Here is a 13,919-nt window from a genome sequence, read left to right as displayed (position 1 = left end):
ACACAGCAAAGCAGATCACGAGGACGGTGTGACCGGCGGGTCGGGCCGCATCCCGAACAGGAACCGCGTCAGCCGCGTTCTGCGCACCACGCACTCGTACAGCACCAGGATCACCGCCAGCGAACCGGTCACGATCATGACGTACTTGACCACGATCGGCGCCGACCAGCCCACCACGCCGTAGGCGAAGGCGACCACCACCGGCTGGTGCAGGACGTACAGCGGCAGGGCCGCGATCCCGAGGTACACCATCGCGCGCGACGGCGGCCGCCCTTCGTGTGGCCGACCCCCGCGCGGCCGGTCCAGCAGCCCAAGGATTGCCACGACCCAGCACCAGCCCGCCGCCCCGAACACCGCCCGGGTCACCAGCGCCAGCGGGCCCCACTCGGTGAACGGGTCGTCCAGGGCGAGGAACCCGGGCGCGGTCCCCGCGAACAGGGCGACCCCGAACACGCCCACCGGCACGGCGAGTCGGCGCAGCCCGGCACGCACGCGTGCGTCGTCGGCGAGGACGTAACCGAAGAGGAAGAACACCAGGTACGCCCAGCGGTTCCAGCCCGCGAAGCCCTCCTCCATGCCCAGGATGGCGTTGATCGCGGCGAGCGGCAGGGCGGGCAGGAGGAGCAGGGCCGGGTGCCGCGCCACCAGTTGCCCGACGGGCTCCGTCCAGGCCGCGAGCGGCTTCGCGACCGGGGCGAGGAGCAGGCTGAAGGCGAGGAGCAGGACGACGAACCACAGATGACCGGTCTCGAAGTGCTCCCCTTCGAGGACGAAGGGGAAGTCGGCCGCATCCGGGCGGACGGTGAGGAAGCGCGGCCAGAAACGCCAGTACGACTCGTGGTAGCCGGGGTCGGCGGCCCGCAGCCGCAGCCACTGGGGGAGCGGGCACAGGACGAGCGTCGCGAAGACCAGCGGGACGCCCAGGCGCAGCAGGCGTTCACGGGTGAAACGGGCCGGCCCGCGGCGGCGGACCGAGTACCGCGAGCCCAGCCCGGCGACGAGGAACAGCACGGGCATGGCCCACACGACCCCGAGCCCGGCGAGCACGGTGATGGCGTCGGTCGTCTCCGGGTTCTTGACGTAGAAGTCGTCGTCCGGCGAGAAGACGAGGGCGGAGTGGAAGAAGACCAGACCGAGGACGACGAAGATCCGCAGCGCGTCCAGCTCGCCGCGCCGGGGAGCGGTGGCCGGTGCCTGCGTCTGAGCGCTCACCCGGACCAGTGTGGGGGCGCGGCAGGGCTTCGCCCAGAGGAAGGGCTGCCTCCGGCACCGTCCGCCGGAGGCAGCCCCCGCGTGCACCCGAGGCAGCCGCCTCCGAAGCCTCAGTGCACGCCGTGCGGACGGAACTGGACGCTGATACGCGGCCCCGTGGCGCGCGTGGTCTTCGGTACCGAGTGCTCCCAGGTCCGCTGACAGGAGCCGCCCATCACGATGAGGTCGCCGTGCCCCAGCGGACGGCGCACCGTCTCGCCGCCGCCCCGCATCGGGCGCAGCAGCAGATCCCGGGGCGCCCCCACGGAGAGGATCGCCACCATCGTGTCCTCGCGCGCACCTCGCCCGATCCGGTCCCCGTGCCAGGCGACACTGTCCCGGCCGTCGCGGTAGTAGCAGAGCCCGGCCGTGGTGAACGGCTCGCCCAGTTCCTCGGCGTAGTGCGCGGACAGCGCGTCGCGGGCCTGGGCGAGGACGGGATGCGGGAGTGCGTCGTCGACGCCGTAGAAGGAGAGCAGGCGAGGTACGTCGACCACGTGGTCGTACATCGTCCGCCGCTCCGCACGCCAGGGAACCTCGGCGGCGAGCTGTTCGAACAGGACGTCGGCCCCGCTCAGCCAACCGGGCAGGACGTCGATCCAGGCGCCGAGGCCGAGCCGGGTACGGCGGATCCCGGCGAGGGACCCGAGCCGCAACTCGTCGGTCTGGTCGAAGAGGGAGCCCTGGAGGTGCGTGGCCATGGCTCCAGCGTACCCCTGATTCGAAAATATGTTCCCATCAGATTTTCTACCGAGTTCCCGGCCTCCCCTTTGGATACGTTCGTGTATCGGATACATTCTCGTATCGAACGGAGGTCGGGACATGGCGGTGAAAGAAACGACCGGGCGCGTCACCAAGCGCCGGGTCCGCACGCGGGCCAATCTCCTCGACGCCGCGTTCGCCGTGTTCGCCGCCAAGGGGTTCGGCCGGGTCTCCATCGAGGAGGTCTGTGAGGCCGCCGGCTACAGCAGAGGCGCCTTCTACTCCAACTTCGACAGCCTCGACGAGCTGTTCTTCGCCCTCTACCAGCAGCGCGCCGACCTGATCGCCGAGCAGGTGTCCGGGGCGCTCGCCCTCGACGGGCCGGACCTGGACGTGCCCGCCGCCGTGGACCGGGTCACCGAGGTGCTGCTCCTGGACCGCGACTGGCTGCTGGTGAAGACGGACTTCCTGGTCCATGCCGCACGTGACCCGGCCGTCGCGCAGAGCCTGCTGGAACATCGCGCGCGGCTGCGCGAGGCGATCGCCGACCGGCTCTCCCGCGCGCGGGGACACACCGAACTGCCCGCGGTGCTCGGCGACATCGACGGCGCCGCGCACGCCGTGGTCGCCGCGTACGACGGAGTCACCACCCAACTGCTGCTGGACAGGGACGTCGAGCACGCTCGCGTCTGGCTGGGGCAACTGCTCACCGCGCTGCTCACCGACGGCAGCGACACCAGCGCATCAGCGCACAACAGGACATGAGGAAGGGACGGTCGCCATGGATGCCGACGTCATCGTCGTCGGAGCGGGACTCGCGGGCCTGGTCGCCGCGAGCGAACTGACCAGCCGGGGCCGCAGGGTCGCACTGGTGGACCAGGAGAACGCGGCCAACCTCGGCGGGCAGGCGTTCTGGTCCTTCGGCGGGCTCTTCCTCGTCGACTCCCCGGAGCAGCGGCGCCTGGGCATCAAGGACTCCCTCGACCTGGCCTGGAACGACTGGCGGGGCAGCGCCCAGTTCGACCGCGTGGACGACGAGGACTCCTGGGCGGTGCGCTGGGCACGCGCGTACGTCGAGTTCGCGGCCGGCGAGAAGCGGGCCTGGCTGGACGGACACGGCATCAAGTTCCTGCCCACGGTGGGCTGGGCGGAGCGCGGCGACCTGCGCGCCGACGGCCACGGCAACTCCGTGCCCCGGTTCCACATCGCCTGGGGCACCGGCACGGGCGTCGTGGAGCCGTTCGTCCGGTACGCCAAGCAGGCCGCGCGCGACGGGCTGCTCACCTTCTACCACCGGCACCAGGTCGACGAGCTGGTCATCGAGGACGGCGCCGCACGCGGCGTGCGCGGCACGGTCCTGGCCGACGACAACTCGCCCCGGGGCGTCGCCTCCAACCGCGACCGGATCGGCGAGTTCGAGCTGACCGCCCAGGCCGTCGTCGTCACCACCGGTGGCATCGGCGCCAACCACGACATCGTCCGCCGCTACTGGCCCGAGCGACTGGGTACGCCGCCCACCGAGATGGTCACCGGCGTCCCCGCCTACGTCGACGGACGCATGCTCGACATCAGCGCGCAGGCGGGCGTACGCCTCGTCAACCGCGACCGTATGTGGCACTACACCGAGGGCCTGCAGAACTGGGACCCGATCTGGCCCGGGCACGGCATCCGGATCCTGCCCGGCCCGTCCTCCATGTGGTTCGACGCCCTCGGCCGCCGCCTGCCCGACCCCTGCCTGCCGGGCTACGACACCCTCGGCACCCTCAAGCACCTGCGCACCGACGCGGACATCGCCGGGTACGACCACTCCTGGTTCATCCTCAGCCAGAAGATCATCGAGAAGGAGTTCGCGTTGTCGGGCTCCGAGCAGAACCCCGACATCACCGCCAAGGACCGCGCCGGGTTCCTGAAGGAGCGCGTGCTCGGCAAGGGCGCCCCGGGGCCGGTGGCGGCGTTCCTGCGCAACGGCGCGGACTTCGTGACCGCCCCGAACCTGGAGCAACTGGTCGAGAAGATGAACCAGTTGACGGACAAGCCACTCCTCGACGCCGAGGCCGTCCGGCGCCAGATCGAGGCCCGCGACCTGCAGATCGCCAACCCGTACAGCAAGGACTCCCAGGTCCAGGGCATCCGCAACGCCCGCCGCTACATCGGCGACCGCCTCGGTCGCGTCGCCACCCCGCACCGCATCCTCGACCCGGCGGCCGGCCCCCTCATCGGCGTCAAGCTGCACATCCTGACCCGCAAGACGCTGGGCGGCATCCAGACCGACCTCGACTCCCGCGCGCTCGCAGCCGACGGGACGCCCATCGACGGTCTCTACGCGGCCGGCGAGGTCGCCGGCTTCGGCGGCGGCGGCGTCCACGGCTACAACGCCCTGGAGGGCACCTTCCTCGGCGGCTGCCTCTTCTCGGGCCGCGCGGCGGGCCGGGCCGCGGCACGGCAGACGGCCTGACGGCGGCGCACGGCCCGTCTCCTTGCGATGTGAGCAGGCGTCACGCCTGCAGGAGACGGGCCAGCACGGCGGCGTGGCTCTGCTCGGGGGACTTCGACGAGGTCAGCAGGGTCACCTCACCCTTGCTCGCCAACTCCCTCACATGTTCGAGGAGTTCGGCCGCCTCCGGCTCGGCCAGCTCCGCCTCGTAGCGGCCGGCGAAGTCCTCGTACGACCTCTCGTCCGCGTGATACCAGCGGCGCAGCTCCGTCGACGGGGTGAGCCCTTTGGGCCACTCGTCCACGCGGGCCGCGTCCTTCGACAGACCGCGCGGCCACAGCCGGTCGACCAGGACGCGCACACCGTCTTCCGGCTCGGGCGGGTCGTACACGCGTCGGACGCGAATGCTCACAATCATGCCTTTCTCGGTCGAAGTCGTGCCCGGAGCCTACTGCCGCGAACTCTTACGGCCCTCGAAGCGACACAACCTGCCTCGAGCGAGGGGGTTCCGGGCGATCCGACGCCTAGGGTGAGGCCGTTGCCCACCCCCCCACGTTGGAGGAGCACAGGTGAAGCAGGCCAACAGAGAACAGGCCATCAGCCGCACGGCCGTCCTCCGCCGCGAAGCCGTGATCGTGACCGTTCCCCTCGCCCTGGCCGCGCTCCTCGCAGCCGCCGGGCCCGCGTCGGCCGGACCCATCGGCAAGGCCGGCGTGGGTGACCCCTACTTCCCGCTGGCCGGCAACGGCGGCTACCACGTCGGCCACTACGACCTGACCCTCCGCTACGACCCGACGAGCCGTCACCTCGACGGCCACGCGGTTCTCACGGCTCGTGCCACCCAGTCCCTGACCCGTTTCGACCTCGACCTCAACGGCCTGAAAGTCACCGGACTCACCGTCGACCACCGCAAGGCCGACTTCCGGCGCGAGGGTCAGGAACTCGTCGTCACCCCGCGCCGCGCCCTGCGCCAGGGCCAGGTGTTCCGTGTCGCGGTCAGCTACAACGGCACCCCCGGCCCGGTCACCGACCCGGACGGCTCGCTCGACGGCTGGATCCCCACCGACGACGGCGCCTTCGTCGCCGGGGAGCCACAGGGCGCCATGACCTGGTTCCCGGCCAACAACCACCCCAAGGACAAGGCGTCGTACGACTTCACGATCACCGTCCCCAAGGGCCGCACCGCCGTCGCCAACGGCGTCCTCCTGGGGCAGTGGACGACGAACGGCCTGACCACCTTCCGCTGGCACCAGCCCGAACCGATGGCCGCCTACCTCGCCACGGCGACCGTGGGGAAGTTCCAGGTCGAGCAGTACACCACCCGCGACGGCATCCGGGTCTACAACGCCGTCGACCCGCGCGAGGCCGCCGAGGCGGCACCCGTACTGAAGAAGCTGCCCTCCGTCCTGGACTGGGCGAGCAAGCTCTTCGGGCCCTACCCGTACCGGGCCGCCGGTTCGATCGTGGACCGGGCCCCGGAGGTCGGGTACGCGCTGGAGACCCAGACGCGTCCCGTGTACGACCGGGCGCCGAACCTCAGCACCCTCGTCCATGAGAGCGCCCACCAGTGGTTCGGCAACTCCGTGTCCCTGACCAGTTGGAAGGACATCTGGCTCAACGAGGGCTTCGCGACCTACGTCGACTGGCTCTACAGCGAGCAGCACGGCGGCAACAGCGCACAGCAGACCTTCGACGCGCTGTACGCCCGCCCCGCGGACGACGTTCTGTGGGAGTTCCCGCCCGGCGATCCGGGCAGCGGCGCGAACATCTTCGGCGTCCCCGTGTACGCCCGCGGCGCCATGGCCCTTCACCGGCTCCGTACGACGGTCGGCGACCGGACGTTCTTCCGGATCCTGCGGACGTGGGCGGGCGAGCGCCGCGACGGCCACGGCACGACCGCGCAGTTCGTGCGGCTGGCGGAACGCGTGTCGGGCAAGGAGCTGGACGCGCTGCTGCGGACCTGGGTCTACGGCGAGGGCAAGCCGAACGAGCCGTAGATCCTGCCGAGTCCTGACGAGTTCCTCACAACTGTCGGCCAAGGTCGACTCATGATCACCGACCGACCTCGTGCCGCGCTGCTGGCCGCCTCCCTGTTGTTGACCGGATGCGGCGGCGGAGCCGTGGCGACACCGGCTCACGAGCCCGGCGTCGCCACGGCCGCGACGGGCACGCCCACGACGGGCACTCCCACACCCGAGATCGCTCTGCGGGCCGCCCCGCGGCAACTGCCCGGCCTGGGCCCCAAGACGTGGGCCGAGGTGCCCTCCGAGACCCGGCAGGCCGTCGTCGTCACCGGACGCGGCAGGAACTCCCCGCAGTCCACCGTCGTCCTGTACGAGCGCACCGACGCCGGCTGGGAGGCCGGTGACAGCCGGCCCGCCCACAACGCGCTGCGCGGCTGGACCGACCACCACCGTGCCGGCGATCTGCGCTCACCCATCGGGGTCTTCACGCTCACGGACGCCGGCGGCCTGCTCCGCGACCCCGGGACCAGGCTGCCGTACGACCACGGCGTCGGATTCACCGCCACCGGCACCGGCTTCGAAGGCGAGCCCCTTGCCGGCTCCTTCGACTACGTGATCGCCATCGACTACAACCGCAAGCCCGGCACTTCGCCCCTCGACTGGACCCGTCCGCTCGGCGCGGGCCGAGGCGGTGGCATATGGCTGCACGTCGATCACGACGGGCCGACCCAGGGCTGTGTCAGCATCGCGCGGGAGCACATGCGGGAGCTGCTGCGGGCGCTGGACCCCGAACGGCATCCCGTCGTCGTCATGGGCGACGCCAAGTCGCTGGCCCGCTGAAAATCCCCCCGACCGCTTAGGATCCGCCGCGTGTGCGCACATGTGCTGGTCGCCGAGGACGACGAGATGCAGGCCGAACTCATACGCCGCTCCCTGCTGTCGGAGGGCCACACCGCCACCGTGGTCCACGACGGGGCCGCTGCCCTCGACGCCGCCCGCAGACTCAGGCCCGACCTGGTCGTCCTCGACCTGATGCTCCCCGTGATCGACGGGTTCGGCGTGTGCCGGGTGCTGCGCCGCGACGACGACATCCCCGTGCTGATGCTGACCGCGCGCTCGACCGAGGACGACGTACTGCTCGGCCTCGAACTCGGGGCCGACGACTACATGACCAAGCCGTACAGCCCGCGTGAGCTGATGGCCCGCATCCGCACGGTGCTGCGGCGCAGCGGACGTGCCGCCGACCGGCGGGAGGAACCCCTGGTGCGCGCGGCGGGCATCGCCGTCGACCCCGTACGGCACGAGGTGCGCTGCGACGGGGCCTTCGTCGAGTGCACGCCGGCCGAGTTCGAGATCCTGCTCGCCATGGCCGCCGAACCCGAACGGGTCTTCTCCCGGCGGCAGTTGCTGGAATGCACCCGGGGCACCGACCGGGCCTCCACCGAACGGGCCGTCGACGTCCACATCATGAACCTGCGCAGGAAGATCGAGGCCGATCCGCGCAGGCCGGTGCGGCTGCTGACCGTGTTCGGCGTCGGCTACAAGCTCAGCGGCGGCCGCGGATGAACCGGCGCGTACCGCTGCGCAAGCGCCTCCTGGTCCGGCTGCTGATCGCCACGGTGCTGATCGCCGTGTGCTCGGTGGCGGCCACGGCCTGGCTGGCGGTGGAGACCACCACCCGGGCGCTGCGGGAGGAGCAGGGGCAGGTCCTCGCGGAGGACATGGACGTCCTGGCCCGGCTCAGCGGCTACGCGGCGACGCACCCCGAGTGGCGGGGAGTGCAGGACGCCGTACGGGCGCTGTCGGCACGCACGGGTCGCCGTATCGCCCTGACGACCACAGACCGCAGGACCATCGCCGACTCGGCCCCGCCCGGCACCTCCCTGCCACCCCGCGCCGCCGCCACCGTCGACCCCCTGCACGTCGACACCTACACGGAGCGCGGAGCACAGCGCGGCGGCATCGATCCGCGGGTGGTGGGCCCGTACCGGGTGACGGATGCGGAGCGGGCCAGGCTGGACAAGCTCGCCCTGGTCCGGCAGAACTGCTTCGCCCGCAACGGCTACGACGCCGAGGTCGTCCAGACGCCGAGCGGCCGCCCCGTCGTCACGGACCACGACGGTCCCGTCGCGGGCGGCCATGTGCCCGACGCGTGCGCCGACGGGCTGCTCAACACCCCCACGCCGACCGAGGAGAAGGCCCTGGCCGATCTGGCCGAGCGCTCCCAGGCATGCCTGGACAAGCTCGGAACGAGTGGGGGCATGAACAAGTTCGTCGCGGTCGACGTGACCGAACAACGCCTCGGCACCCGCTACCTCCTGGGCGAGGCCGCCAGGCCCGGCGACCGTGAGGCGGTGCGCGAGGCCGAGCGGTGCGTCGACGCGGCACGCCGCGCCCAGCTCGACCCGTACGTCGCCCCCGTCGCCGAACTCTTCCTGGGCGGTGGGGACACCACCGCCGTGCGGTTCGACATGTCCCCGGCCAACAAGGCCAAGGTCGTCGGTGCCGCCGGGCTGGTGCTGGCCGTCACCGTGGCCGTGACCGCCGTCGTCGCCGCCCGGCTCGTCCGGCCGCTGCGGGCGCTGACGGAGGCGGCCCAGCAGCCGCCCGAGCTGCATGTGCGCGTCCCCGTCACCACCCTCGACGAGACCGGCATCCTCGCCGCCGCCTTCAACGACCTAACCGAGCGGCGCGAGCGGTTGGAGGCCCAGCGCAAGGCGATGGTCAGCGACATCGCCCATGAACTGCGCAGCCCGCTCACCAACATCCGCGGCTGGCTGGAAGTCACCCGGGACGGCGTCGTCGACCCGGACCCCGCCCTGCTCGCCTCACTGCACGACGAGTCCCTCGTCCTCCAACGCGTCATCGACGACCTCCAGGACCTCGCCGCCGCCGACGCCGGCACCCTGCGCCTGCACCGCGAGCCCGTCCGAGCCGACGAACTCCTCGACCAGGTCGCCGCCGCCCACCGCGTCGCCGCCGACACGGCGGGCGTCGGCCTGCGTACGGCAGCGGACGGCACCCCGTGGCTGGACGCCGACCCCGTCCGCATGCGCCAGGCACTCGGCAACCTCGTCTCCAACGCCCTGCGCCACACGCCGGCCGACGGCACCGTCACGCTCACCGCCCGGCGCGCCGGCGACGACGTGGTCCTCCAGGTCACGGACACGGGGACCGGCATCGACCCCGAGGATCTGCCGTACGTCTTCGACCGGTTCTGGCGCGCGGAGAAGTCCCGCAGCCGACGTACCGGAGGCAGCGGGCTGGGCCTGCCGATCGTCCGGCACCTGGTCGCCGCGCACGGGGGCACGGTCGAGGTGGACAGCGAGCCCGGTGCCGGTTCCGTGTTCACGCTGCGGCTGCCGGGAGCCGCGGCGCCCGACTGAGCCGCGCGGACGCGACGCGTCTGGCACTGATCCGCCGGTCATCCGGTTCGTCGGGCCCGCCGCCGCAGCGCCCGTCGCTCGTTCTCGCTCGTGCCGCCCCAGATCCCGATGAACTGCTCCGTGTCGAGCGCCCAGCGCAGACACTGCTCCTGGACCGAGCAGCGTCGGCAGACCGCCTTGGCCTGCTCCGTCTGCAGCAGCATCGGTCCGGATGTGCCGATCGGGTAGAAGAGGTCGGGGTCCTCATGGCGGCAGGCGGCGTGGTCTCGCCAGTCGTCCATCAAAGTCACCTGCGATCGTCGTACGTGCCCTCGGTGGATGCATTACTCGGTTTCGAGTCGCCTGTCGATGCGTGAGTGAAACCCCGTTGGACACCGGCGATTTCGGTCACTGTTCCCGCATGCCCCACGGAGAGCCGTATTCCGTCAGCAGATCCAGGAAGGGGCGGGCCGGGAAGGCCTCCGGGCCCAGCACGCCCGCGCCGGACCAGGCACCGGTGGCGAGGAGTTCGAGGGCGACGACCGGGTTGACGGCGGTCTGCCACACCACCGCCTGGCTGCCGTACTCCTTCATGGACCACTGGTTGTCGACCACGTGGTAGAGATACACTTCCCGCGCCTTGCCGTCCTTGACGCCCCGCACCCAGGTGCCGGCACAGGTCTTGCCGTGCATCCGCTCGCCCAGCGTCGCCGGGTCCGGCAGACACGCGGCGACGACGTCCCGGGGCGAGACCTCGACCGGCCCGGCGGCGCTCTGCACGGTCACCGGTTCGGTGCGGTCCAGGCCCAGCAGGTGCAGCGTCCTCAGGGTGCCGATGAACTCCTCGCCCAGACCGTACTTGAAGGTCACCCGGCGCGCGTCGACCCGGCGCGGGACCAGGAGCACCTCCTCGTGCTCCACGTTCACGCACTCGACCGGGCCGATCCCCTCGGGGAAGTCGAACACCTCGGGCTCGCTGAAGGGCTCGGTGGTGAACCAGCCGCGGCCGCTCTCGTAGACCACCGGCGGATTGAGGCACTCCTCGATCGTCGTCCAGATGTTGAAGGACGGGGCGAAGTCGTAGCCGTCGACGGTGAGGTTCGCGCCGTCGCGGACGCCGATCTCCTCGATCTGGTCGAAGAGTTCGTCCGCGGCGAACCGGGCGAAGACGTCCGACAGACCGGGCTCCACCCCCATGCCCACGAGCGCCAGGGCGCCCGCCTTCTCCCAGTCGGCGGCCTGCCCGAACTGGGCGTCGCCCAGCTTGACCCCGCACTCCTCGTACGGCCGCTGCGGATGCGGCTTCGACAGCGACATCGCCATGTCGACATACGTGGCCCCGGCCGTGCGCGCGGCCTGGAACAGCGGCATCACGAACCGCGGGTCGGTGGCGTTGAGAAGCACGTCGCACGCGTGCCGCTCCAGCAGCGCGGCCACCGCCGCCTCGTCACCGGCGTCGACGCGCTCGGCCCGGAACCGGGCGTCACCGCCGAGCGCCGCCACGGCCGCCTCGGCACGCGCCAGGTCGTAGTCGGCGACCACCATCGTCTCGAAGAACGGACGCCGGGCCGCGATCCGGGTGGCGGCGGTACCCACCCCGCCGGCGCCCACGAGCAGTACACGCATGACAAGACTCCCTCGGCTGAAGGTCAACAAGGTCTAGAAGGTCTAGAAGGTCTACGACGTGGTGGGGCCCCGCCGGAGATACAACGCCGCCCGTTCACGTAAGGTCAATGGCGTTGGCATAAGGGTGGAAGGATGGAGATCATGGTGCCGAAGCCGGTCGTTCCGGAAGAGAAGCGGCGCCGACGTCGTCCCACGAAGAGCGGCACCGTGCTCTCGGAGCGGCTGATCGTCGAGACGGCGCTGCGCATGCTGCGCGAACACGGCAGCGCCGGCCTCACCGCCCGCCGCCTCGGCCTGGCCCTCGACGCCGACCCCAGCACGCTGTACCGCTACTTCCGCGGCATGGACGAGCTGACCCTCGCCATCGGCGACGCCCTCATCGGCCAGGCGCTGGACGGCTGGGAGCCGACGGGACAGTGGCGGGCCGACCTGCGCGCCGTCGGGCTGCGCATCCACGCCGCGTACGTCGCCCACCCGCAGGCCGCCGCGCTGACGACGAGCCGGGTCACCGGCCGGGCCAACGAACTCGCCGCCGACGAGGCCGTGTTGGACATCCTGCGCACCGCCGGCTTTCCGCTGCCGGACACCGTGCGCATCTACCACGCCTTCATCGACCAGACGCTGGCCTTCGCCGCGCTCGACGCGGCGTCGCTGGCGTTGCCCCGCGAGTCGCTGCGTGCTGACGAGGACGTGTGGCGCTCTACGTACGGTCGGTTGCCCCGTGCCGTCTATCCGCGGATCGCCGAGGCGGCGCCTTTGCTGGCTGCCCGGATGGTGAACAGCGCTTATCCGACGGCGCTGGAGATGCTGCTGGACAGTGCCGCCGCCCAGTTGCCGGTCAGCGGTTCCGCAGCGCCCTGAAGGGGCGCGGGGCTGTATCGATCTGCGGCTCCGCCGCGTGGGCGCGACCAGCCACAGTGGTCCCGCGGACGAAGAACGGTATGGCGCGGCACTACCGGCGGAGCGCCTCTGTCGCCGCTGCCGTTACCGCCTCCGCCACCGCGACCAGTGCCGGTGAGTGCAGCTTCCATTGCTGCCAGTACAGCGGGACGTCGACCGGGCGCTCCGGGGCGAGCTGCACGAGGCGGCCGTCCCGCAGGAGGGGCTCCGCCTGGGACTCGGGGATCATGCCCCAGCCCATTCCCGCGGCCACGGCCGACAGGAAGCCCTCCGAGGTGGGGACGTAGTGCCGTACGGCACTCGCGCCGGTGCGGCTGCGGCGGAGTCTGCGGACGAAGGTGTCCTGGAGATCGTCGCTGCGGTCCAAAGCCATCACCGGCGCCTGAACCAGTGCGTCCCGCAGCGCGCCGCCGAGATGCCGCTCGGTGAACTCCGGGCTCGCCGCGGCCAGATAGCGCATCCGGCCCAGCGCGCGCACGGAACACCCCGCCACGGCATCCGGTGACGAGGTCACCGCGGCCATCACCAGGCCCTCCCGCAGCAGCGACGCCGTACGGCTCTCGTCCTCCCGCCGCAGCTCGAAGCTGAGCCATGGCTCCTGAGGCACGCGCGTGAGGGCCGGCAGGAACCAGGTCGCCAGCGAGTCCGCGTTGACCGCGATCGACACCCGGGTCGCCTCCCCGGCGCCGCTCATGCCGAGCTCGGCCCGCGCGTCGCGCTCCAGCCGCGCCAGCTGGCGGGCGAACCGGACGACGACCTCACCCGACTCGGTCGGCCGCACCGGCTTCGTCCGCACCAGCAGCACCCGCCCCGTGCGCTGCTCCAGCGCCTTCACCCGCTGGCTCACCGCCGACGGCGTCACATGCAGCGCGGCGGCGGCCGCGTCGAAGGTGCCCTCGTCCACCACCGCGAGCAGGGTGCGTACCTGGTCGAGGGGGAGCTCCGTGAGTTCTGTCTTCATCTCCGTCTCCATCTCTACCTTCAGCAGCGCTAATGATAAGTAAGAATCTTTAGCTGTACTTGAAGTGATCGTTTCCTTAGCGTCGATGTCATGACCAACGCCCTCACCACCGCGGCCGCCGGATTCGGCACCGGCCTCTCCCTGATCGTCGCCATCGGCGCCCAGAACGCCTTCGTCCTGCGCCAGGGGATCCGCCGCGACGCGGTCCTCGCCGTCGTCGGCATCTGCGCCCTGTCCGACGCGCTCCTGATCACCCTGGGAGTGGCCGGCGTCGGCGCGGTGGTCGTGGCGTGGCCCGGCGTGCTGACGGCGGTCGCCTGGATCGGCGGGGCGTTCCTGCTCTGCTACGGCGCTCTCGCCGCCCGCCGGGTGTTCCGGCCCAGCGGCGCCCTGCTCACCGACGGTGACGTGGCGGGATCACGGCGCCGGGCTGTACTGACCTGCCTCGCGCTGACCTGGCTCAACCCGCACGTCTACCTCGACACCGTCTTCCTGCTCGGCACGGTCGCCGCCGACCGCGGCCCGATGCGCTGGACGTTCGGGCTCGGTGCCGCACTCGCCAGCCTGTGCTGGTTCGCCGCCCTCGGCTTCGGGGCGCGGCTGCTGAGCCGTCACCTCGCGAAGCCCGTGGCCTGGCGCGTGCTGGACGGACTGGTCGCCGCGACGATGATCGCCCTGGGTGTCGGCCTGATCGCCGGAAGCTGAGACACGGACCC

The 13,919-nt window shown here is 71.5% G+C and carries 14 protein-coding genes; 8 read left to right on the top strand and 6 right to left on the bottom strand.

Translation table 11 applies throughout. The annotated features are described in order from the left end of the window. Nucleotides 1-15: 15 nt before the first annotated feature. Nucleotides 16-1,212: an acyltransferase family protein gene (locus tag EHO50_RS10445; protein WP_342786908.1), complete on the bottom strand. Its 1,197-nt coding sequence runs from the start codon at nucleotides 1,210-1,212 to the stop codon at nucleotides 16-18. A 110-nt stretch (nucleotides 1,213-1,322) separates the two neighbouring features. After that, nucleotides 1,323-1,952 (bottom strand): alpha-ketoglutarate-dependent dioxygenase AlkB, encoded by a 630-nt coding sequence (locus EHO50_RS10440; protein WP_128429603.1) that lies wholly within the window; start codon nucleotides 1,950-1,952, stop codon nucleotides 1,323-1,325. Between the two features lie 121 nt (nucleotides 1,953-2,073). Between EHO50_RS10440 and EHO50_RS10435 the strand changes: the two genes are divergently transcribed. Both EHO50_RS10435 and EHO50_RS10430 read left to right on the top strand, forming a co-directional pair. Further along, nucleotides 2,074-2,718 (top strand): TetR/AcrR family transcriptional regulator, encoded by a 645-nt coding sequence (locus tag EHO50_RS10435; RefSeq protein ID WP_128429602.1) that lies wholly within the window; start codon nucleotides 2,074-2,076, stop codon nucleotides 2,716-2,718. Nucleotides 2,719-2,734: 16 nt separating this feature from the next. Beyond that, complete coding sequence (locus EHO50_RS10430; protein ID WP_128429601.1) at nucleotides 2,735-4,408, top strand: FAD-binding dehydrogenase; 1,674 nt, start codon at nucleotides 2,735-2,737, stop codon at nucleotides 4,406-4,408. Between the two features lie 40 nt (nucleotides 4,409-4,448). Here the strand turns inward: EHO50_RS10430 and EHO50_RS10425 are convergent, their stop codons facing one another. Further along, complete coding sequence (locus EHO50_RS10425; protein WP_128430645.1) at nucleotides 4,449-4,799, bottom strand: DUF488 domain-containing protein; 351 nt, start codon at nucleotides 4,797-4,799, stop codon at nucleotides 4,449-4,451. A 157-nt stretch (nucleotides 4,800-4,956) separates the two neighbouring features. Between EHO50_RS10425 and EHO50_RS10420 the strand changes: the two genes are divergently transcribed. From EHO50_RS10420 to EHO50_RS10405, 4 genes are read left to right on the top strand one after another with little or no spacing between them, the layout of a single operon-like run. Then, nucleotides 4,957-6,384, top strand: coding sequence for a M1 family metallopeptidase (locus tag EHO50_RS10420; RefSeq protein ID WP_246101104.1), 1,428 nt, complete (start codon nucleotides 4,957-4,959; stop codon nucleotides 6,382-6,384). A gap of 51 nt (nucleotides 6,385-6,435) precedes the next feature. Then, entirely contained in the window at nucleotides 6,436-7,191 is a 756-nt protein-coding gene (locus tag EHO50_RS10415) for a hypothetical protein (RefSeq protein WP_128429600.1), read from the top strand. 30 nt (nucleotides 7,192-7,221) lie between these two features. Then, complete coding sequence (locus tag EHO50_RS10410) at nucleotides 7,222-7,917, top strand: response regulator transcription factor (RefSeq protein ID WP_128429599.1); 696 nt, start codon at nucleotides 7,222-7,224, stop codon at nucleotides 7,915-7,917. Next, nucleotides 7,914-9,737, top strand: coding sequence for a sensor histidine kinase (locus tag EHO50_RS10405; RefSeq protein ID WP_128429598.1), 1,824 nt, complete (start codon nucleotides 7,914-7,916; stop codon nucleotides 9,735-9,737). Before EHO50_RS10410 ends, EHO50_RS10405 begins: the two co-directional genes overlap by 4 nt. Before the next feature lie 38 nt (nucleotides 9,738-9,775). On the opposite strand, the gene EHO50_RS10400 is transcribed toward EHO50_RS10405, so the two are convergent. Further along, nucleotides 9,776-10,018, bottom strand: a complete 243-nt coding sequence (locus EHO50_RS10400) for a WhiB family transcriptional regulator (protein WP_128429597.1) — start codon at nucleotides 10,016-10,018, stop codon at nucleotides 9,776-9,778. A gap of 106 nt (nucleotides 10,019-10,124) precedes the next feature. Further along, the gene (locus EHO50_RS10395) at nucleotides 10,125-11,342 is read right to left on the bottom strand and encodes a saccharopine dehydrogenase family protein (RefSeq protein WP_128429596.1); all 1,218 of its coding nucleotides are present in this window, start codon (nucleotides 11,340-11,342) and stop codon (nucleotides 10,125-10,127) included. A 144-nt stretch (nucleotides 11,343-11,486) separates the two neighbouring features. On the opposite strand from EHO50_RS10395, the gene EHO50_RS10390 reads away from it, so the two are divergent. After that, nucleotides 11,487-12,203, top strand: coding sequence for a TetR/AcrR family transcriptional regulator (locus tag EHO50_RS10390; protein WP_128430643.1), 717 nt, complete (start codon nucleotides 11,487-11,489; stop codon nucleotides 12,201-12,203). Nucleotides 12,204-12,294: 91 nt separating this feature from the next. On the opposite strand, the gene EHO50_RS10385 is transcribed toward EHO50_RS10390, so the two are convergent. Then, complete coding sequence (locus tag EHO50_RS10385) at nucleotides 12,295-13,203, bottom strand: LysR family transcriptional regulator ArgP (protein ID WP_128429595.1); 909 nt, start codon at nucleotides 13,201-13,203, stop codon at nucleotides 12,295-12,297. Between the two features lie 90 nt (nucleotides 13,204-13,293). On the opposite strand from EHO50_RS10385, the gene EHO50_RS10380 reads away from it, so the two are divergent. Beyond that, a complete protein-coding gene (locus EHO50_RS10380; RefSeq protein ID WP_128429594.1) occupies nucleotides 13,294-13,908 on the top strand; it encodes a LysE/ArgO family amino acid transporter in 615 nt (204 codons plus the stop codon). The last annotated feature ends 11 nt before the right edge of the window (nucleotides 13,909-13,919 follow it).

This window comes from Streptomyces cyaneus (assembly GCF_004028635.1).
Lineage (GTDB): Bacteria > Actinomycetota > Actinomycetes > Streptomycetales > Streptomycetaceae > Streptomyces > Streptomyces cyaneus.
Note: the sequence above shows the minus strand (reverse complement) of the source record. Positions and strands in the feature narration are given on the sequence as shown.